General features: G+C 65.6%; 15 protein-coding genes, 1 tRNA gene and 1 pseudogene. 16 read left to right on the forward strand and 1 reads right to left on the reverse strand.

Annotated features, from left to right (window positions below; genetic code table 11):
* From ASF58_RS25230 to rplA, 6 genes and pseudogenes are all read left to right on the forward strand, one after another.
* Nucleotides 1–91 (forward strand): annotated as a pseudogene (locus ASF58_RS25230) (elongation factor Tu); the annotation flags it as partial.
* A 216-nt stretch (nucleotides 92–307) separates the two neighbouring features.
* Nucleotides 308–384: transfer RNA gene (locus tag ASF58_RS16310), tRNA-Trp, on the forward strand.
* A 216-nt stretch (nucleotides 385–600) separates the two neighbouring features.
* Nucleotides 601–903: a preprotein translocase subunit SecE gene (secE, locus tag ASF58_RS16315; protein WP_055954682.1), complete on the forward strand. Its 303-nt coding sequence runs from the start codon at nucleotides 601–603 to the stop codon at nucleotides 901–903.
* A 66-nt stretch (nucleotides 904–969) separates the two neighbouring features.
* Nucleotides 970–1,503 carry a transcription termination/antitermination protein NusG gene (gene nusG, locus ASF58_RS16320; RefSeq protein WP_055954685.1) on the forward strand — a complete coding sequence of 178 codons (534 nt, stop codon included), beginning with the start codon at nucleotides 970–972 and terminating at the stop codon, nucleotides 1,501–1,503.
* A gap of 217 nt (nucleotides 1,504–1,720) precedes the next feature.
* Nucleotides 1,721–2,170 carry a 50S ribosomal protein L11 gene (gene rplK / locus ASF58_RS16325; RefSeq protein ID WP_018044245.1) on the forward strand — a complete coding sequence of 150 codons (450 nt, stop codon included), beginning with the start codon at nucleotides 1,721–1,723 and terminating at the stop codon, nucleotides 2,168–2,170.
* 12 nt (nucleotides 2,171–2,182) lie between these two features.
* Entirely contained in the window at nucleotides 2,183–2,881 is a 699-nt protein-coding gene (gene rplA, locus ASF58_RS16330; protein ID WP_055954688.1) for a 50S ribosomal protein L1, read from the forward strand.
* 61 nt (nucleotides 2,882–2,942) lie between these two features.
* On the opposite strand, the gene ASF58_RS16335 is transcribed toward rplA, so the two are convergent.
* On the reverse strand, nucleotides 2,943–3,182 hold the full coding sequence (locus ASF58_RS16335; protein WP_156375758.1) for a hypothetical protein: 240 nt from the start codon (nucleotides 3,180–3,182) through the stop codon (nucleotides 2,943–2,945).
* A gap of 87 nt (nucleotides 3,183–3,269) precedes the next feature.
* On the opposite strand from ASF58_RS16335, the gene ASF58_RS16340 reads away from it, so the two are divergent.
* The 10 genes from ASF58_RS16340 to ASF58_RS26135 all read left to right on the forward strand — a co-directional run.
* A complete protein-coding gene (locus tag ASF58_RS16340) occupies nucleotides 3,270–4,601 on the forward strand; it encodes a PLP-dependent aminotransferase family protein (RefSeq protein ID WP_055954694.1) in 1,332 nt (443 codons plus the stop codon).
* A 191-nt stretch (nucleotides 4,602–4,792) separates the two neighbouring features.
* Complete coding sequence (locus ASF58_RS16345; RefSeq protein WP_055954697.1) at nucleotides 4,793–6,418, forward strand: B12-binding domain-containing radical SAM protein; 1,626 nt, start codon at nucleotides 4,793–4,795, stop codon at nucleotides 6,416–6,418.
* 566 nt (nucleotides 6,419–6,984) lie between these two features.
* On the forward strand, nucleotides 6,985–7,515 hold the full coding sequence (gene rplJ / locus ASF58_RS16350; protein ID WP_055954702.1) for a 50S ribosomal protein L10: 531 nt from the start codon (nucleotides 6,985–6,987) through the stop codon (nucleotides 7,513–7,515).
* Between the two features lie 57 nt (nucleotides 7,516–7,572).
* Nucleotides 7,573–7,953 carry a 50S ribosomal protein L7/L12 gene (gene rplL, locus ASF58_RS16355; protein WP_055954704.1) on the forward strand — a complete coding sequence of 127 codons (381 nt, stop codon included), beginning with the start codon at nucleotides 7,573–7,575 and terminating at the stop codon, nucleotides 7,951–7,953.
* A 250-nt stretch (nucleotides 7,954–8,203) separates the two neighbouring features.
* Complete coding sequence (gene rpoB / locus ASF58_RS16360) at nucleotides 8,204–12,328, forward strand: DNA-directed RNA polymerase subunit beta (RefSeq protein WP_055954707.1); 4,125 nt, start codon at nucleotides 8,204–8,206, stop codon at nucleotides 12,326–12,328.
* Nucleotides 12,329–12,500: 172 nt separating this feature from the next.
* Nucleotides 12,501–16,709, forward strand: a complete 4,209-nt coding sequence (rpoC, locus tag ASF58_RS16365; protein WP_055954709.1) for a DNA-directed RNA polymerase subunit beta' — start codon at nucleotides 12,501–12,503, stop codon at nucleotides 16,707–16,709.
* A gap of 447 nt (nucleotides 16,710–17,156) precedes the next feature.
* A complete protein-coding gene (gene rpsL, locus ASF58_RS16370) occupies nucleotides 17,157–17,528 on the forward strand; it encodes a 30S ribosomal protein S12 (protein WP_018044234.1) in 372 nt (123 codons plus the stop codon).
* Between the two features lie 105 nt (nucleotides 17,529–17,633).
* The gene (gene rpsG, locus ASF58_RS16375) at nucleotides 17,634–18,104 is read left to right on the forward strand and encodes a 30S ribosomal protein S7 (protein ID WP_055954713.1); all 471 of its coding nucleotides are present in this window, start codon (nucleotides 17,634–17,636) and stop codon (nucleotides 18,102–18,104) included.
* Nucleotides 18,105–18,134: 30 nt separating this feature from the next.
* Nucleotides 18,135–20,210 (forward strand): elongation factor G, encoded by a 2,076-nt coding sequence (fusA, locus tag ASF58_RS16380; RefSeq protein WP_055954716.1) that lies wholly within the window; start codon nucleotides 18,135–18,137, stop codon nucleotides 20,208–20,210.
* Nucleotides 20,211–20,279: 69 nt separating this feature from the next.
* The coding region (locus ASF58_RS26135; protein WP_244472826.1) for a GTP-binding protein at nucleotides 20,280–20,384 on the forward strand (105 nt) is incomplete at its 3' end.

The following is a 20,384-nucleotide window of genomic DNA, read 5'->3' on the forward strand; positions in this document are numbered from 1 at the left end:
GCCGGTGGCCATGGAAGAGAAGCTGCGCTTCGCCATCCGTGAAGGCGGACGCACCGTCGGCGCCGGCGTCGTCGCCGCCATCAACGAGTAATCGTCCGCGGTCGGGCGCCCCTCCCGGGCGCTCCGACAGGGGATACGAGACCGACGCGGCGCCCCGGATCGATCCGGGGCGCCGTCGTCGTTTTCGAGGGCAGCGCCGGCCGGAGAACCCTCGCAAAGGTTCTTCGCCGACGACGCGGTTTGGCCATTGCGAAGGCGTCCCGACCGGTCTATAGCAGCGCCGCGGCGGGGGACTCGTCCTCTGCATAGGAGTGTAGCTCAACTGGTCAGAGCGCCGGTCTCCAAAACCGGAGGTTGCGGGTTCGAGTCCCTCCACTCCTGCCATTTGGCCGCATCAGACCTGTCGACCCTCCCAGCCCCCTTCCTTTCCAGCAGATCGCTACTCCGCGAAGTCCGGCCGGGCGCAGTCGACAAGCCCGGCGACTTGCGTTAGAGCGGTCGCCTTCCGAGATCGATGAAAGCCGTCGATGCAGGCTCCTCTCCGGAGCCGCCGCGTCGCGCTTTCCCGAAGCTCGGGCCGATCTCCCTGTTGTTGGCGCCATGGCATCGAACGAAGCATCGAAGAAAGTGGATCTCGCGCGCACCCCGCAGCGCGGTTCCACCACGCCGACGCCCCCTCGGGCGACTCCGCCCGCGCGTCCTGCGCAGAAGCGCGTCGGCCCGGCCGAGTTCCTGAGCCAAGTTCGCGACGAGGGCCGCAAGGTCACGTGGCCGACCCGCAAGGAGACCGTCGTGACCACCGTGATGGTGTTCATCATGGTGGTGGTGGCGAGCATCTTCTTCACGGTGGTGGACCAGGCGCTGCGCTATCTCGTGACCCTGATCCTCGGGGTCGGCGCCTAACAACTTCTCGGCCCGGGCGCGCTGCGGTGCGATCGGGCTGACTGACGTCAGGATTTGGTGAGAACCGTGTCGAAGCGCTGGTACATCGTCCACGCCTACTCGAATTTCGAGAATAAGGTCGCGCAGTCCATCAAGGATCAGGCGGTCCAGCGTGGCCTGATGGAGCTGTTCGACGAGGTCATGGTTCCGACCGAGAAGGTCGTCGAGGTGCGCCGTGGCCGCAAGGTCGATGCGGAGCGCAAGTTCTTCCCCGGCTACGTCCTGGTGAAGTGCGACCTGACCGACGAGGTCTACCACCTCATCAAGAACACCCCCAAAGTGACGGGCTTCCTCGGCGCCGACAAGTCGAAGCCGGTTCCGATCCCGGATGCCGAGGCCGAGCGCATCAAGGGGCAGGTTGCCGAGGGCGTCGATCGTCCCAAGCCCTCCGTGTCCTTCGAGATCGGCGAGACGGTCCGGGTGTCGGACGGTCCCTTCGCCTCCTTCAACGGCACCGTCGAAGAAATCGACGAGAGCCGTTCGCGCCTCAAGGTCGCCGTTTCGATCTTCGGCCGCGCGACGCCGGTCGAGCTCGAATACGGACAGGTCGAGAAGGTCTGATCCAGTTCGAATTCGAGCGAGCCGTCGCCGGCTCGCTCTGCCCCTTCCCGCTCGGTCCAGGCCGGGCGTGGAGCCACCGTCGATCGTGACGGTGTCACACGCGGGAGGCCCGCCCGGTTCGCCGCCGGGGTCCACGGGCCGAACCGCGACCTGCAACCGCCCGTTCCGTTCGCGCTGAGGCCAGCCGGATGCCGGGCATTCTTTGGGAGCAGTCCCTATGGCAAAGAAGATCACGGGCTACGTGAAGCTTCAGGTTCCGGCCGGCGCCGCGAACCCGTCGCCGCCCATCGGCCCCGCGCTCGGTCAGCGCGGCCTCAACATCATGGAATTCTGCAAGGCCTTCAACGCGAAGACCTCCCAGATCGAGAAGGGAACGCCGATCCCGGTCGTCATCACGGCGTACCAGGACCGCTCCTTCACCTTCGAGATGAAGCAGCCGCCGGTGACCTTCTTCCTGAAGAAGGCAGCCGGCCTGAAGATCGGTAAGAAGCCGGCTTCCGGCTCGAAGACCCCGGGCAAGGGCCCGACGGTGGGCAAGGTGACCGAGGCGCAGTTGCGCGAGATCGCCGAGAAGAAGATGCCCGACCTGAACTGCGACTCGGTTGACGCCGCCGTCGCCATGATCCGTGGCTCCGCGCGGGCCATGGGCCTCGACGTCGTCGCTTAAGGGGAGGGCACAATGGCACACGAAGGCAAGCGCATCCGCGCCGCCCGCGAGGGCATCGACGCGCTCAAGCTCTATCCCATCGACGAAGCGATCAAGCTCGTGAAGGAGAAGGCCAGCGCCAAGTTCGACGAGACCGTCGAGATCTCGATGAACCTCGGCGTCGATCCGCGCCACGCTGACCAGATGGTCCGCGGCGTCTGCAACCTGCCCAACGGCTCCGGCCGCACGGTGCGGGTGGCGGTGTTCGCCCGCGGCGCCAAGGCCGACGAGGCCAAGGCCGCCGGCGCCGACATCGTGGGCGCCGAGGACCTCCTCGAGATCGTCCAGAGCGGCAAGATCGAGTTCGATCGCTGCATCGCGACGCCCGACCTGATGCCGCTCGTCGGCCGTCTCGGCAAGGTGCTCGGCCCGCGCGGCCTGATGCCGAACCCGAAGGTCGGAACCGTGACCATGGACGTGAAGGGTGCCGTCGCCGGCGCCAAGGGCGGCTCGGTCGAGTTCCGCGTCGAGAAGGCCGGCATCATCCACGCCGGCATCGGCAAGGTCTCGTTCGATGCCGACAAGCTCGTCGAGAACATCAAGGCCTTCGCCGACGCGGTCTCCAAGGCCAAGCCAGCCGGCGCCAAGGGCCAATACGTCCAGCGCGTCGCCGTGACCTCCTCGATGGGTCCGGGCGTGAAGGTCGAGCCCGCGAGCGTGCTCACCGTCTGATCGTCCAAATCAGAACCCTGCGGAAGCGCCCGGCCTTGCGGCCGGGCGTTTTCGTTTGTGCTCAGCCGCGCCAGAACGGCTTGTCGGATTCCCGACGCAGGGCCGCGACATCGAGATCAAGATCGCGCAATTGCTCCGAGGTCATGGAGCGTATTGCACGACGGCCCTCCGAGCGCCGACGCCAGAGCATCATCAGAGCAATGAGACTCGCCAACGTGAGCCTCACCGCGCTACGGTGCTGAGACTCCTGGCCTTGTCCCTCCAGCGTCAAGGCTAAATCAAGATCGTCGCTGACTGCCATATCGGAGTCCTCCGTCGTGTTGCACTTCCTCATTGATCCGAATCAATATCCGATCAATGAAAACATTGCACTCGGAGCAATGTGCCCGTGACGGATTTCCGCTCGATCTCCGATGGCATTGCTGCCGAGATCGCCTCCGGTGCGCTGCCCGCCGGCACGCGGCTGCCGCCGCAGCGCCAATTTGCCTTCGAGCGTGGGATCGCCGTCTCCACGGCGAGCCGGGTCTATGCCGAGCTGACGCGACGCGGCCTCGTCTCCGGGGAAGTCGGCCGGGGTACGTTCATCCGCGCGCCGGCGACATCCGTCGCGGCTCTGCGTTCGGAGGATGCGCCGGGCCCGATCAATCTGGAGCACGTCTTCTCGGTCCTGCCGCACCAGTCGGCCGACCTCGCTGCGAGCCTGGCAACGCTGATCACGCCGGCAGCCTTGGACGCGGCCTCCCCCCCCGTCCGGCCGGTCGGATCCGCCGAGGGCCGGGCGCTCGCGGCACAATTCTTCACCCGTGGAGGCTGGAAAGCGGGCGCGGAGCAGGTGCTCTTCACCGGGGCCGGCCGCCAGGGCATCGCCGCCGCCATGGCAGCCCTGGCACGGCCGGGCGATCGCATCGGCGTCGAGGCACTGACCTATCCGGTGATCAAAGGCATCGCCGCCCGCCTCGGCATCACCCTCGTGCCCCTCGCGGTCGATGCGGACGGTGTACGGCCCGACGCTCTCGTGGCCGCCCATCAGGCAGCGCCCCTCTGCGCCGTCTATCTTCAGACCGTGCTGCAGAGCCCGCTTGGGCACACCATGGGCCTCGAGCGCCGAGGGGCGATCGCCCGCCTCCTCGACCGGCACGACATCATCGCCATCGAGGACGCCGTCTACGGCTTCCTCTGCGACGAGGCGCCGTTGGCGGCCCTGGCCCCGGATCGCGTGATCCTTGTCGACAGCTTGTCGAAGCGGGTCGCGCCCGGGCTGACCTTGGGGTTTGTCGCCGCTCCGCCCGCCCTGGTCGAGCGCCTCGCCCGCACCATTCGCAACGGCGCCTGGACGGCCAGCGGCCTGGCTCTCGCCATGGCCCTGCACGTGATCGGGGACGGGCTCGCCGGACGCCTCGGGGCCGCCAAGCGCGTCGACGCAGCCGCCCGGCAGACCCTGGCGCGGGCAGTGCTGAGGGGTCTCGACCTCCAGGGCGATCCGCGGGCCTATCACCTTTGGCTCGGACTTCCCGACCCGTGGACACCGGAGCGCTTCGCCATGGCGGCCGCACGCAACGGCGTTGCCGTCTCGCCGGCCAGCGCCTTCGCGGTCGGTCCGGACCCGGCGCCGAACGGGGTCCGGCTCGCCCTCGGATCGCCATCCCCGGACCGGCTGACCGTCGCCCTGGAAACACTGGCACGCTTGGTCGGCGACGGGGATGACAGTCAGGTCGAATAACGACCAGCCAGTGCACGCGGACCCCGCCTTCCCCAGCAGCGACGGAGCGACGGTTCAGGCGGCGGCACGATCAAAGAGCCGTGAGGGACGCGCGGCCCGCTCGGGCGCCGGGGCGGACGATCCTCGGAACGCTTAAGAAAACGACATCGGAGGGTGACGCCTTCGCGTAGGCCTGTGCTAGGTATGCAGTCATGCGATGCTCCCTCTCCGTGACCTCGAAGCGACGCATCCTGTGCGTCTTTCCCGCCTACACGCCGTCCTTCGGGACCTTCTCTCACGCCTACCCCCTCATGGGCGGCGTGAAGGCCTTCATGCCCCCGCAGGGGCTCCTGCTGATCGCGGCCTACATGCCCGAGTCGTGGGAGTATCGGTTCATCGACGAGAACATCGCCCGGGCCGGCGCGGCGGACTTCGCCTGGGCCGACGCGGTGTTCGTGTCCGGCATGCACATCCAGGCCCCGCAGATCCGGGACATCTATGCCCGGGCCCACGCGGCCGGGAAGGTGACGGCGCTGGGTGGCCCCTCGGTCTCCGGCTCCCCCGAGCAGTATCCCGAATTCGACTACCTGCATCTCGGCGAGATCGGTGACGCCACCGACGAGCTCGTGAAGATCCTCGACCGGGACGTCTCGATTCCGGCGACGCAGGTTCGCCTCGAAACCAAGGAGCGTCTGCCGCTCTCCGACTTCCCGGCCCCGGCCTACGAGGCGGCGCCCCTCAAGCGCTACCTCATCGGGTCCCTGCAATTCTCCTCGGGCTGCCCTTATCGCTGCGAGTTCTGCGACATCCCGCAGCTCTACGGCCGCCAGCCGCGCCTGAAGAGCCCCGAGCAGATGCTCGGCGAGCTCGATGCCATCATCGCCCAACCCGGCCATCCGGCGGTGGTCTACTTCGTCGACGACAACTTCATCGGCAACCGCAAGGCCACGAAGGACATGCTGCCCCACCTCGTGGCGTGGCAGAAGAAAAACGATTATCCGCTCCAGTTCGCCTGCGAGGCGACCCTGAACATGGCCAAGCAGCCCGACATCCTCGAGCTGATGCGGCAAGCCAACTTCATGACGGTGTTCGTCGGCATCGAGACGCCGGAGGAGGACGCCCTCGCGGGAATCGACAAGAAGCACAACGCCGCCGTGCCGATGTACGAGGCGATCGAGACCCTGAACCGCTACGGCCTCGAAGTGACATCGGGCATCATCCTCGGCCTCGATACGGACACCGATCAGTCGGAGCAGAAACTCATCGACTTCATCGACAAGTCGGCCGTGCCGGTGCTGACGATGAACCTGCTGCAGGCGTTGCCGAAGACGCCGCTCTGGGATCGTCTCACCCGCGAGAACCGCCTCGTCCACGATGCGGCCCTCGAATCGAACGTGCTGTTCAAGCGCCCGCACGACGACGTCGTGGCCTCCTGGCGCCGGGCCATCGCCCATGCCTATGAGCCGGCCCAAATCTTCGAGCGCTTCCGGCACCAGGTCGAGGTGACCTACCCGAACCGGATCAAGACGCCGGTGAAGGGGAAGCTAACCCGGACCAATCTGCGCCGCGGCCTCGTGCTGGGCTTCAACATCGCGGTGCGCGTCGGGTTACTGTCCGATTACCGGCGGGTGTTCTGGAGAGCGGCCGGCCATGCCCTGAAGCGCGGTCAGATCGAAGCGGTGTTCAACATGGGCTTCGTCGCCCACCACCTCATCCGCTTCACCCGGGAGGCCCTGCGCGGCGAGCACAACGCCTCGTTCTACGCCGCCAAGGCCGAGCAGAAGCACAATGCCCGCGAGCCATGGTGGCGGGCCGCACGCAAATTCCTGCCGACCTGACAGGGCCTTACGGCCCTTCTGCAAGCAGTCCCGGATCGCCCTCCGGGACCGCCTGCGCCGTCAAGGAAAAAGCGCGTCCTGCGACGGAATAATCACCCCGGGGCACTTGGCAGGCTGCTTGCAAGGCTCTATAGACCCCGCTCAACGTTTTCACACATGCGAAAGGAATCGGCCGATCGGTCGTATTCCGATTGAAAGATCGCCTGGGCGACCAGGTGGTGTTGGCCGGAAGGCTTTGAGGGGCATAAAACCCCTTCTGAGCCTCGTCCGGCCATGTCCTGTCCGAGACTGCAGGCGCCGGGTCACCGGCTTAATCCGCAAGCCTGCACAGACTGGGAAGACCGAAATTCTACTGCCCTCGCCGGGTTCGCATCGCGCGGACAAGGTGAGGCATCGGTTTGAACCATCTCACCCATGTCGTCCACCCGTTCCGGGGGGCGGTAGGGGACAGGGCCGTGAAGCGTCGCCAAGGACGTTCCGGCTTCTTGTTAAGCCGAGTTCCGTCCCGGGCGGCATGTGCAACCGGCGGACCCGTTCTCGGGTTCCGCCAACCGGAGAGAGCCCCAGTGGACAGGACAGCCAAAGCTGATCTCGTCTCGACGCTCAACGGCGTGTTCGCGAACACCGCCGTCGTCGTCGTGGCCCACTACAAGGGCCTCACGGTCGCCGACATGCAGAAGCTGCGCTCGCAGATGAAGCAGGCCGGTGCCACCGTGAAGGTCACCAAGAACCGCCTCGCCAACATCGCTCTCGATGGCACGGACGTCGCCTCCATCAAGCCCCTCCTGAAGGGTCCGACCCTGCTCGCCTATTCGAGCGATCCGGTCGCGGCCGCCAAGGTTGCGGTGGACTTCGCCAAGGTCAACGACAAGCTCGTGATCCTCGGCGGCGCCATGGGCACGACTGCCCTGAACCCGGACGGTGTGAAGGCGCTCGCCTCGCTGCCGTCCCTCGACGAACTGCGCGGCAAGATCGTGGGCCTCATCCAGGCTCCCGCGACCAAGATCGCCCAGGTCGTCAACGCACCGGCGGCCAAGCTCGCCCGCGTGTTCGGGGCCTATGCCACCAAGGACGAGGCTCAGAGCGAAGCGGCCTGAGGCCGCATCGCCCTTCTCAACCCATCAGTTCAAACCGATATCCAAGGGAATACCAACATGGCTGATCTTGCCAAGCTCGTCGACGACCTGTCCTCGCTGACCGTTCTCGAGGCTGCCGACCTCGCCAAGATGCTCGAAGAGAAGTGGGGCGTCTCGGCCGCCGCTGCCGTCGCCGTGGCCGCCGGTCCGGCTGCCGGTGGTGGCGCTGCCGCCGCCGCCGAGGAGCAGACCGAGTTCACGGTCATGCTGACCGCCGCTGGCGACAAGAAGATCGAGGTCATCAAGGAGGTCCGCGCGATCACCGGCCTCGGCCTCAAGGAAGCCAAGGACCTCGTCGAGGGCGCTCCGAAGGCCGTCAAGGAGTCCGTCAACAAGGAAGAGGCCGAGAAGCTCAAGGCCCAGCTCGAGAAGGCTGGCGCCAAGATCGAGCTCAAGTAAGACACTTGGATGGGCAGTTCCGGCCCATCCCCCTCCGTCCGGTCCGTTTGGGCCTGACGGCACCAACGGCCCGCGGGTTCCCACCCGTGGGCCATGGTCGCTTCAGGGCGGCACGACCGGCCCACGCAAGGGTCACGGGATTTTCAGTTCGGGAGGGCGTCGTCCGGCGGGGCGGGCCTGAAGCCTGGTCGCGGGAGGCAGACGCCTTCCCCGGGCACCCGGTACGCGGGACGTAGGAGCGAGGTCACCCATGGCCAACACGCTGGTCGGTCGCAAGCGGATTCGCAAATTCTTCGGCAAGATCAAGGAAGTCGCCGAGATGCCGAACCTCATCGAGGTTCAGAAGGCGTCCTACGACCAGTTCCTGATCATGGATGAGCCGGAAGGCGGACGGGGCGACGAAGGCCTGCAGACCGTGTTCAAGTCGGTCTTCCCGATCTCGGACTTCTCCTCGACGGCCCTGCTCGAGTTCGTGAAGTACACGTTCGAGCAGCCGAAATACGACGTCGACGAGTGCCGCCAGCGCGGCATCACCTTCGCGGCCCCGCTCAAGGTCACGCTGCGCCTCATCGTGTTCGATGTGGATCCCGATACCGGCGCGAAGTCGGTGAAGGACATCAAGGAGCAGGACGTCTACATGGGCGACATGCCCCTGATGACGGAGAACGGCACCTTCATCGTCAACGGCACCGAGCGCGTCATCGTCTCGCAGATGCACCGTTCCCCGGGCGTGTTCTTCGACCACGACAAGGGCAAGACCCACTCCTCGGGCAAGCTCCTGTTCGCCGCGCGCATCATCCCGTATCGCGGCTCCTGGCTCGACGTCGAGTTCGACGCCAAGGACATCGTGCATGTTCGCATCGACCGGAAGCGCAAGCTGCCCGTGACGTCGCTGCTGTTCGCCCTCGGCCTCGACGGCGAAGAGATCCTGTCGACCTTCTACAACCGGGTGGTCTACGACCGCGACGGCACCGACTGGCGCGTGCCCTACGACGCCGAGCGCCTGAAGGGCTTCAAGGCCTCCGTCGATCTCATCGACGCGGAATCCGGCGAGGTCGTGCTCGAGGCCGGCAAGAAGCTGAACGCCCGTAACGCCCGGCAGATCGCCGAGCGCGGCGTGCAGTTCCTCAAGGCGACCGACGAGGATCTGATCGGCCAGTACATCGCCGAGGACCTGGTCAACGCCAAGACCGGCGAGATCTGGGCGGAAGCCGGCGACGAGATCTCCGACAAGCTCCTGAAGAGCCTGGAAGAGGTCGGCATCTCCGAGCTGCCGCTGCTCGATATCGACCACATCAACGTTGGCCCCTACATCCGCAACACCCTCGCGGTGGACAAGAACTCGGGCCGCGAAGGCGCGCTGTTCGACATCTACCGGGTCATGCGTCCCGGTGAGCCGCCGACCCTCGACACCGCCGAGGCGATGTTCCACTCGCTGTTCTTCGACCCCGAGCGCTACGACCTCTCGGCTGTCGGCCGCGTGAAGATGAACATGCGTCTCGACCTCGACGCCGAGGACACCGTGCGGACGCTCCGCCGGGAGGACATGCTCGCGGTCGTGAAGGCCCTGGTGGACCTGCGCGACGGCAAGGGCGAGATCGACGACATCGATCACCTCGGCAACCGCCGCGTGCGCTCGGTGGGCGAGCTGATGGAGAACCAGTACCGCCTCGGCCTGCTCCGCATGGAGCGTGCCATCAAGGAGCGGATGTCCTCCGTCGACATCGACACGGTGATGCCGCAGGACCTCATCAACGCGAAGCCCGCGGCCGCGGCGGTGCGCGAGTTCTTCGGCTCGTCGCAGCTCTCGCAGTTCATGGACCAGACCAACCCGCTCTCGGAAGTGACGCACAAGCGGCGCCTCTCGGCGCTTGGCCCGGGCGGTCTCACCCGCGAGCGCGCCGGCTTCGAAGTGCGCGACGTCCACCCGACCCATTACGGCCGGATCTGCCCGATCGAGACGCCGGAAGGCCCGAACATCGGCCTGATCAACTCCCTCGCCACCTTCGCGCGGGTGAACAAGTACGGCTTCATCGAGACCCCGTTCCGGCGGGTGAAGGACGGCGTCGTCACCACCGACGTCGCCTACCTGTCGGCGATGGAGGAGGCGAAGTACTACGTCGCCCAGGCCAACGCGCAGATGGACGAGAGCTTCAAGCTGACGGAGGACCTGGTGGTCTGCCGTCGGGCCGGTGACGTCATCGTCGTGCCGCCGGATCGCGTCGACCTGATGGACGTGTCGCCGAAGCAGCTCGTCTCGGTCGCGGCCGCGCTCATTCCGTTCCTCGAGAACGATGACGCGAACCGTGCGCTGATGGGCTCGAACATGCAGCGCCAGGCGGTGCCGCTGGTTCGCGCCGACGCGCCTTTCGTCGGCACCGGCATGGAAGCCGTCGTCGCCCGCGACTCCGGCGCCGCCATCGCGGCTCGCCGCACCGGCATCGTCGATCAGGTGGACGCCACCCGTATCGTTATCCGGGCCACCGAGGAGGCCGACGCCAACAAGCCCGGCGTCGACATCTATCGCCTGCAGAAGTTCCAGCGCTCGAACCAGTCGACCTGCATCACGCAGAAGCCGCTGGTGCGCGTCGGCGAGGCCGTGAAGAAAGGCGAGATCATCGCCGACGGTCCCTCGACCGAGTTCGGCGAGCTCGCTCTCGGCCGGAACGTGCTCGTCGCGTTCATGCCGTGGAACGGCTACAACTTCGAGGACTCGATCCTGCTCTCCGAGCGGATCGTGAAGGATGACGTGTTCACCTCGATCCACATCGAGGAGTTCGAGGTGATGGCCCGAGACACCAAGCTCGGTCCGGAAGAGATCACCCGCGACATCCCGAACGTCTCGGAAGAGGCGCTCAAGAACCTCGACGAAGCCGGCATCGTCTATATCGGTGCCGAGGTTCATGCCGGCGACATCCTGTGCGGCAAGATCACGCCGAAGGGCGAGAGCCCGATGACGCCCGAGGAAAAGCTTCTCCGCGCCATCTTCGGCGAGAAGGCGTCCGACGTGCGCGACACCTCTCTTCGGGTTCCCCCGGGCGTGACCGGCACGATCGTCGAGGTCCGGGTGTTCAACCGCCACGGCGTCGACAAGGACGAGCGCGCCCAGGCGATCGAGCGCGAGGAGATCGAGCGCCTCGCGAAGGATCGTGACGACGAGCAGGCGATCCTGGATCGCAACACCTACGCGCGTCTCGCCACGGTCCTCATCGGCCAGGCACCCATCGCGGGTCCGAAGGGCTTCAAGAAGGAGACCACGCTGAGCCGTGAGCTCCTCAGCGAGTACCCCCGTTCGCAGTGGTGGCAGTTCGCCGTCATCGACGACCGTCTCATGACCGAGATGGAAGCGATGCAGAAGCAGTACGACGAGTCGAAGAAGCGCCTCGAGCAGCGCTTCCTCGACAAGGTCGAGAAGCTGCAGCGCGGCGATGAACTTCCGCCCGGCGTCATGAAGATGGTCAAGGTCTTCGTGGCGGTGAAGCGCAAGATCCAGCCCGGCGACAAGATGGCCGGCCGCCACGGCAACAAGGGCGTCGTCTCCCGGATCGTGCCGATCGAGGACATGCCGTTCCTGGAGGACGGGACGCATGCCGACATCGTGCTGAACCCGCTCGGCGTGCCCTCGCGCATGAACGTCGGTCAGATCCTCGAGACCCATCTGGGCTGGGCCGCGGCCGGCCTCGGCCGCAAGGTCAGCCAGGCCGTGGACGCCTACCTTCGCAGCCAGGACATCGAGCCGCTCCGCGACGAGATGAAGGCGATCTACTCGCCGTCCGAGCTCGAAGGCCTGTCCGACGACGAACTGGCCGAGGCTGCCAACAACGTGCGCCGCGGCGTGCCGATGGCGACCCCGGTGTTCAACGGCGCCAAGGAAGCCGACATCGAGCAGATGCTGGAAATGGCCGGTCTCGACCGGTCGGCCCAGTCGACCCTCTATGACGGCCGCTCGGGTGAGCCCTTCGACCGCAAGGTCACGATGGGCTACATCTACATGCTGAAGCTGCACCACTTGGTGGACGACAAGATCCACGCCCGGTCGATCGGTCCGTACTCCCTGGTCACGCAGCAGCCGCTGGGTGGAAAGGCGCAGTTCGGCGGTCAGCGCTTCGGCGAGATGGAGGTCTGGGCCCTCGAAGCCTATGGCGCGGCGTACACGCTGCAGGAGATGCTCACGGTCAAGTCGGACGACGTTGCCGGCCGCACCAAGGTCTACGAGGCCATCGTGCGCGGCGACGACACCTTCGAGGCCGGCATCCCCGAGTCGTTCAACGTGCTCGTCAAGGAGATGCGCTCGCTGGGCCTCAACGTGGAGCTCACCTCCTCGAAGAAGCTCGCCAACGACCAGATCGAGCCGCCCGCAGAGGCGGCCGAATAACCACCGCATCACGCTCCCGCGCCGGGTTCGACCCCGGCGCGGTCCGAGCGGGGAGGGGCAGGGCCTCCCATTCTACGGTCAGCGACGATCCGGCCGGTCGTCGCGCCGCATCCGTTTTCAGCACGCGGTCAGCCCCTCGGCGGAGGGTGCGCCTCGTCAGCAGGAGTAGATCATGAACCAAGAGGTCATGAATCTTTTCAACCAGCAGGCTCAGCCCCAGAGCTTCGACCAGATCAAGATTTCGATCTCGTCGCCGGAGAAGATCCTTTCGTGGTCCTTCGGCGAAATCAAAAAGCCCGAGACGATCAACTATCGCACGTTCAAGCCAGAGCGTGACGGCCTGTTCTGCGCGCGTATCTTTGGACCGATCAAGGATTACGAGTGCTTGTGCGGCAAGTACAAGCGCATGAAGTACAAGGGCGTCATCTGCGAGAAGTGCGGCGTCGAGGTGACCCTCGCGCGCGTGCGGCGCGATCGCATGGGCCATATCGAGCTCGCCGCCCCCGTCGCCCATATCTGGTTCCTGAAGTCGCTGCCCTCGCGCATCGGCCTGCTGCTCGACATGGCCCTCAAGGACCTCGAGCGGATCCTGTACTTCGAATCCTATTGCGTCATCGAGCCGGGCCTCACCCCCCTCAAGGAGCGTCAGCTTCTGTCGGAGGAGGAGTACCTGCGCGCCCAGGAGGAGTACGGCGAGGACAGCTTCACCGCCATGATCGGCGCCGAGGCCATCCGCCGGATCCTGCAGGAGCTCGACCTCGACGGCATCGCCGATGCGCTTCGCGAGGAGATCGCGACCACCACCTCCGAGCTGAAGCCGAAGAAGCTCCTCAAGCGCCTGAAGATCATCGAGGCCTTCCAGATGTCGGGCAACAAGCCCGAGTGGATGATCCTCACCGTGGTGCCGGTGATCCCGCCGGATCTGCGCCCGCTCGTTCCCCTGGACGGCGGACGCTTCGCCACGTCTGATCTGAACGACCTCTACCGCCGCGTGATCAACCGCAACAACCGCCTCAAGCGGCTGATCGAGCTGCGCGCACCGGACATCATCATCCGCAACGAGAAGCGCATGCTTCAGGAAGCGGTGGACGCGCTGTTCGACAACGGCCGCCGCGGCCGCGTCATCACCGGCGCCAACAAGCGTCCGCTGAAGTCGCTCGCCGACATGCTGAAGGGCAAGCAGGGCCGCTTCCGCCAGAACCTGCTCGGCAAGCGCGTCGACTATTCCGGCCGTTCGGTCATCGTCGTCGGTCCGGAGCTGAAGCTGCATCAGTGCGGCCTGCCGAAGAAGATGGCGCTGGAGCTGTTCAAGCCGTTCATCTACGCGCGCCTCGACGCCAAGGGCTTCTCCGCGACGGTGAAGCAGGCCAAGAAGCTCGTCGAAAAGGAGAAGCCGGAGGTCTGGGACATCCTCGATGAGGTGATCCGCGAGCATCCGGTGATGCTGAACCGGGCGCCGACCCTGCACCGTCTCGGCATTCAGGCCTTCGAGCCGAAGCTGATCGAGGGCAAGGCGATCCAGCTGCACCCGCTGGTCTGCACCGCCTTCAACGCGGACTTCGACGGCGACCAGATGGCCGTGCACGTCCCCCTGAGCCTCGAGGCTCAGCTGGAAGCGCGCGTCCTGATGATGTCGACCAACAACATCCTGCACCCGGCGAACGGTCACCCGATCATCGTGCCGTCGCAGGACATCGTGCTCGGCCTCTACTACCTGTCGATCGTGGCCGAGGGGGCGATCGGCGCCTTCGACCCGACCAACAAGCAGAACCCGATGCAGGGCGTCTTCGGCAACATCGGCGAACTGGAGCACGCTCTGGCGGCCAAGACCGTCAAGCTGCACACCAAGATCCGCTGGCGCTGGAACGGCATCGGCCCCGACGGGGAGCCGCTGACGAAGACTTACGACACCACGCCGGGCCGGGTGATCCTGTCCACGGCCCTGCCGCAGCACGCCAAAGTCCCCTTCGACGTCGTCAACAAGCTGATGACCAAGAAGGAGATCTCCGCGATGATCGACACCGTCTACCGCCACTGCGGTCAGAAGGAGTCGGTGATCTTCTGTGATCGGATCATGGCGCTCGGCTTCAACCACGCGTTCAAGGCCGGCATCTCGTTCGGCAAGGACGACATGGTCGTGCCGGCGAACAAGTGGTCGATCGTCGGGTCGACCCGCGATCTGGTCAAGGAGTTCGAGCAGCAGTTCAACGACGGCCTGATCACCCAGGGTGAGAAGTACAACAAGGTCGTCGATGCCTGGGGCAAGTGCTCGGCCCGCTTGGCGGACGAGATGATGGCCGCGATCTCCGCGGTTCAGAAGGACGAGAACGGGACCGACAAGCAGGTCAACTCGGTCTACATGATGGCGAATTCCGGCGCCCGCGGCTCCCGCGAGCAGATGCGCCAGCTCGCCGCCATGCGCGGTCTGATGAGCAAGCCCTCCGGCGAGATCATCGAGACGCCGATCATCTCGAACTTCAAGGAAGGCCTCGACGTGCTCGAGTACTTCAACTCCACCCACGGCGCCCGCAAGGGCCTCGCGGACACGGCGTTGAAGACCGCGAACTCGGGCTACCTGACCCGTCGTCTCGTCGACGTGGCGCAGGACGCGGTCATCCGCGAGGTCGATTGCGGCACCACCAACGGCATCCGCATGCGCGCCATTGTGGATGCGGGCCAGGTCGTGGCTCCGCTCGCCATCCGCATCCTCGGCCGCGCCACGGCCGAGGACCTCGTGGCCCTCGACGGCACGGTGATCGTCAAGACGAACGAGACCATCGAGGAGAAGCACCTGCCGGCCATCCAGGCCGCCGGGATCCAGGAGGTCAAGATCCGCTCGGTGCTCGTCTGCGCCACCAAGAGCGGCGTCTGTGCCACCTGCTATGGGCGCGATCTCGCCCGCGGCACGCCCGTCAATATGGGCGAGGCCGTCGGCGTCATCGCGGCGCAGTCCATCGGCGAGCCGGGCACCCAGCTCACCATGCGCACCTTCCACATCGGTGGCGCCGCGCAGATCTCCGACTCGTCCTTCATCGAGTCGAGCTTCGAGGGCACGATCAAGATCCGCAACCGCGCCCTGGCGCGGAACTCGGACGGCGATCTCATCGCCACCGGCCGTAACGTCTCCATCGTCATCGTCGGGTCCGACGGAACCGAGCGCGCGAACCACCGCCTGCAATACGGCGCGAAGCTCCGCGTGGACGAGGGGGACACCGTCAAGCGCGGCCAGCGCATCGCCGAGTGGGACCCCTACACCCGCCCGATCATCACCGAGACTGACGGCGTGGTGGCCTACGAGGACCTGATCGACGGCCAGTCGATCACCGAGACCACCGACGAGTCGACCGGCATTGCCAAGCGCGTTGTCATCGACTGGCGTGGGACGGCTCGGACCGCCGACCTCAAGCCGGCCATGCTGGTGCTCGATGCCGACGGCAAGCCGATGAAGCTGCCGCGCGGTTCGGATGCCCGCTACTTCCTGCCCGTCGACGCCATCATCGGCTACGATCCGGGCGCGAAGGTGAAGGCTGGCGACATCCTCGCCCGTGTCTCGGCCGACTCGGCCAAGACCCGCGACATCACCGGCGGTCTGCCGCGGGTGGCGGAGCTGTTCGAGGCCCGTCGTCCGAAGGACGCGGCCATCATCGCGGAGAAGTCGGGCACGATCCAGTTCGGGCGCGACTACAAGAACAAGCGCCGCCTGACCCTGACGCCGCATGACGGGTCGGAGGCGGTCGAGTACCTGATCCCGAAGGGCAAGCACATCCACCTTCAGGACGGGGACGTGGTCGAGCTCGGCGACTACATCGTCGACGGCAACCCGGCGCCGCACGACATCCTGGCGATCAAGGGCGTGGAGGAACTCGCTGCCTACCTCGTCAACGAGATCCAGGAGGTCTACCGGCTCCAGGGCGTGTCGATCAACGACAAGCACATCGAGGTCATCGTCCGGCAGATGCTGCAGAAGGTCGAGATCACCGACGGCGGGGATTCCGACATCCTCACCGGCGACCAGATCGACCGGACGGAGCTGGCGGAGGTCAACGAGAAGCTGCTTGCCGAGGGCAAGAAGCCGGTTGTCGGCGTGCCGGTCCTCCTCGGCATCACCAAGGCGAGCCTGCAGACGAAGTCGTTCATCTCGGCGGCCTCGTTCCAGGAGACCACCCGGGTGCTCACCGAGGCCGCCGTCAACGGCAAGATCGACTACCTCGAAGGCCTCAAGGAGAACGTCATCGTCGGTTCGCTCATCCCCGCCGGGACGGGATCCATGGCTGCCGAGATCCGCGCCGTGGCGCGGCGTCGCGACAACCTCATCCTGCAGCAGAAGGCCGCCGAGAGCGGGGCTCAGCCTCTCTCCGAGCTGCCCCCCGCGGCCGAATAAGCCGACGACCCGGTGCCTTGAACCGGAAGGGGCCGCCCATGGGGCGGCCCCTTTTTGTTGGACGCCATCGATCCGGATTGACGGTCCACCCAGGGCCCGCAACTTCATGAACTTGTAACGGAATGGGTTGACGCGGGGCGAATCCGCCTCTATCAGGCCCTCATTGAACGGCTGGCCGTAGGCAGCAATCGATCGTGAGGCCCAGAGCCTCGATCCAGGCTTCCTAAACGCATCCGACTTCAACAGACGAACACGTGTCAGCCCGGCACGATCGCTTGCTTCGATGCAGGTGATCCTCTGCTTGCAACGGCGCGCCAAAGGCTGACATCAGCCTGGGGCGCGGTTTTGCGTTTCGTCGCACAGTCATGTGCGATGCCGGGGCTGGCCAGAACGAGATTTGGATTTCGACGGTCACCGACGCAGGTGACGCGTTTCGAGAGGATTGGCATGCCGACGATCAACCAGCTGATCGCTCAGCCGCGCAAGGCGCAGAAGAGCCGCAACAAGGTGCCGGCGCTCGACGCCTGCCCGCAGAAGCGTGGCGTCTGCACCCGCGTCTACACGACGACCCCGAAGAAGCCGAACTCCGCGCTCCGCAAGGTCGCCAAGGTTCGTCTGACCAACGGCTTCGAGGTCATCGGTTACATCCCGGGCGAGGGTCACAACCTTCAGGAGCACTCCGTGGTGATGATCCGCGGCGGCCGCGTGAAGGACCTTCCGGGCGTGCGCTACCACATCCTGCGCGGCGTGCTCGACACGCAGGGCGTCAAGGGTCGTAAGCAGCGCCGCTCCAAGTACGGCGCCAAGCGTCCGAAGTAAGACCGATATTCGCGCACCCTGTAAGGATGTCGCCGGCCTCCCAGAGGCTCAAGGCGGCCTGCGCAGGGTGGTTTCAAGAAGACCAAGTTTAAGACGGAGCGAGCGATGTCCCGCCGCCATTCTGCCGAGAAGCGTGAGATCATCCCGGACCCGAAGTACGGGGACATCGTGCTGACCAAGTTCATGAACTCGATCATGTACGAGGGAAAGAAGTCGACCGCAGAGCGCATCGTTTACGGCGCCTTCGACATCGTCGAGAACCGCGCCCGTGCAAACCCGATCGAGGTTTTCCGCGCCGCTCTCGAGAACGTCGCTCCGGCGATCGAAGTGCGCTCCCGCCGCGTCGGCGGCGCGACCTACCAGGTCCCCGTCGAGGTGCGCACCGAGCGCCGTCAGGCTCTCGCCATCCGTTGGCTCATCCAGGCGGCCCGCGGCCGCAACGACCGCACCATGGTCGAGCGCCTGTCCGCCGAACTGCTCGACGCCGCCAACAACCGCGGCAACGCCGTGAAGAAGCGTGAAGACACCCACCGGATGGCCGAAGCCAACCGCGCCTTCTCGCACTACCGCTGGTAAGCGGACCCGGACCCTTTCAGGAGCAATCCGATGCCCCGCACGCACGCGATCGAGGACTACCGCAACTTCGGCATCATGGCTCACATCGATGCCGGCAAGACCACGACCACCGAGCGGATCCTCTACTACACCGGCAAGTCCCATAAGATCGGCGAAGTCCATGACGGCGCCGCGACGATGGATTGGATGACGCAGGAGCAGGAGCGTGGCATCACGATCACGTCCGCCGCGACGACCTGCTTCTGGCGCGACAAGCGCCTGAACATCATCGACACCCCCGGCCACGTGGACTTCACCATCGAAGTGGAGCGCTCGCTCCGGGTGCTCGACGGCGCGGTCTGTGTGCTCGACGGCAACCAGGGCGTGGAGCCACAGACCGAGACCGTCTGGCGCCAGGCCGACAAGTATGACGTGCCCCGCGTCGTGTTCGTCAACAAGATGGACAAGATCGGTGCCGACTTCTTCAAGTGCGTGGCCGACATCATTGATCGCGTCGCCGGCAAGCCGGTTTGCCTGCAGCTGCCGATCGGCGCCGAGACGACCTTCAAGGGCGTCATCGACCTGATCAAGATGAAGGCCATCGTCTGGACCTCAGAGAAGCTCGGCGCCGATTTCTCCGAGACGGAGATCCCGGCCGACCTCGCCGATCAGGCCGCCGAGTACCGGATCAAACTGGTCGAGGCCTGCGTCGAGATGGACGACGACGCCATGTCGGCCTACCTCGACGGCGTCGAGCCCGATGCCGAGACGATGCACCGCCTCGTCCGCACTGCCGTCCAGCGCCGCGCTTTCCATCCGGTGCTCTGCGGTTCGGCCTTCAAGAACAAGGGTGTGCAGCCCCTGCTCGATGCCGTCGTCGATTACCTGCCGTCCCCCGCCGATCGCGGCGAGATCAAGGGCCTCGACTTCAAGACCGAGGAAGAGATCGTCCGTCACCCGTCCGACAGCGATCCCTTCTCCATGCTCGCGTTCAAGATCATGGACGATCCGCACGTCGGAACGATCACGTTCTGCCGCGTCTATTCCGGCAAGATCGAATCGGGCGCCAACGTCATCAACTCGTCGCGCGACAAGAAAGAGCGCGTCGGCCGCATGCTGCTCATGCACGCCAACAACCGCGAGGACGTGAAGGAAGCCTTCACGGGCGACATCGTCGCGCTGGCCGGTCTCAAGGAGACGCGGACGGGTGACACCCTGTGCGACCCGAAGGACGCCGTCATCCTCGAGAAGATGGAGTTCCCGGAGCCGGTCATCGAGATCGCCGTCGAGCCCAAGTCGAAGGCCGATCAGGAAAAGCTCGGCATCGCCCTCGCCAAGCTTGCTGCCGAGGACCCGTCGTTCCGGGTCTCGACGGACCAGGAGTCGGGGCAGACCATTCTTCGCGGGATGGGCGAGCTCCACCTCGACATCAAGGTCGATATTCTGCGCCGTACCTATATGGTCGACGCGAATATCGGTCAGCCGCAGGTCGCTTATCGTGAGAAGCTCACCAAGCGCACCGAGATCGACTACACCCACAAGAAGCAGACCGGTGGTACCGGTCAGTTCGCTCGGGTAAAGTTCATCGTCGAGCCCAACGAGCCCGGCAAGGGCTTCGAGTTCTCGTCGAAGATCATCGGCGGTACGGTGCCCAAGGAGTACATTCCCGGCGTCGAAAAGGGTCTGAACTCGGTTCTGGGTGCGGGCATCCTGGCAGGCTTCCCGGTCGTCGACATCAAGGTCGAGCTGATCGACGGTGCCTACCACGACGTCGATTCGTCGGCCCTCGCCTTCGAAATCGCTTCCCGCGCGGCGCTCCGTGAGGCTCTACAGAAGGGCGGTTCGGTGCTCCTCGAACCGGTGATGAAGGTCGAGGTCGTCTCGCCGGAAGAGTATACCGGTTCGGTGATCGGCGATCTCAACTCCCGCCGTGGCCAGATCCAGGGCCAGGACATGCGCGGCAATGCGAACGTCATCAACGCGATGGTGCCGCTGGCCAACATGTTCGGCTACGTGAACCAGCTGCGGTCCTTTTCCCAGGGCCGTGCCAACTTCACGATGCAGTTCGACCATTACGAAGAGGTGCCGCGCGGCGAGGCCGAGAAGGTCGTCGCCAAGTACGCCTAAGACGGCGGCGCCCCACGGGGCGCCACCCGCATCCCTTCAGACGCAACATCAGATCAGACGGAGGCTATCATGGCCAAAGAGAAATTCGCGCGTACGAAGCCGCACTGCAACATTGGCACGATTGGTCACGTGGATCACGGCAAGACGTCGTTGACGGCGGCGATCACGAAGGTT

Origin of the sequence: Methylobacterium sp. Leaf125 (genome assembly GCF_001423085.1) — a bacterium.
Lineage (GTDB): Bacteria > Pseudomonadota > Alphaproteobacteria > Rhizobiales > Beijerinckiaceae > Methylobacterium.

What these genes read in the sequence shown, in the direction of transcription:
- secE (WP_055954682.1), top strand. Translation starts at nt 601, where the DNA reads ATGGCATCGAACGAAGCATCGAAGAAAGTGGATCTCGCGCGCACCCCG.
- rplK (WP_018044245.1), top strand. Translation starts at nt 1,721, where the DNA reads ATGGCAAAGAAGATCACGGGCTACGTGAAGCTTCAGGTTCCGGCCGGC.
- rplA (WP_055954688.1), top strand. Translation starts at nt 2,183, where the DNA reads ATGGCACACGAAGGCAAGCGCATCCGCGCCGCCCGCGAGGGCATCGAC.
- ASF58_RS16335 (WP_156375758.1), bottom strand. Translation starts at nt 3,182, where the DNA reads ATGGCAGTCAGCGACGATCTTGATTTAGCCTTGACGCTGGAGGGACAA.
- ASF58_RS16345 (WP_055954697.1), top strand. Translation starts at nt 4,793, where the DNA reads ATGCGATGCTCCCTCTCCGTGACCTCGAAGCGACGCATCCTGTGCGTC.
- rplL (WP_055954704.1), top strand. Translation starts at nt 7,573, where the DNA reads ATGGCTGATCTTGCCAAGCTCGTCGACGACCTGTCCTCGCTGACCGTT.
- rpoB (WP_055954707.1), top strand. Translation starts at nt 8,204, where the DNA reads ATGGCCAACACGCTGGTCGGTCGCAAGCGGATTCGCAAATTCTTCGGC.
- rpoC (WP_055954709.1), top strand. Translation starts at nt 12,501, where the DNA reads ATGAACCAAGAGGTCATGAATCTTTTCAACCAGCAGGCTCAGCCCCAG.
- rpsL (WP_018044234.1), top strand. Translation starts at nt 17,157, where the DNA reads ATGCCGACGATCAACCAGCTGATCGCTCAGCCGCGCAAGGCGCAGAAG.
- rpsG (WP_055954713.1), top strand. Translation starts at nt 17,634, where the DNA reads ATGTCCCGCCGCCATTCTGCCGAGAAGCGTGAGATCATCCCGGACCCG.
- fusA (WP_055954716.1), top strand. Translation starts at nt 18,135, where the DNA reads ATGCCCCGCACGCACGCGATCGAGGACTACCGCAACTTCGGCATCATG.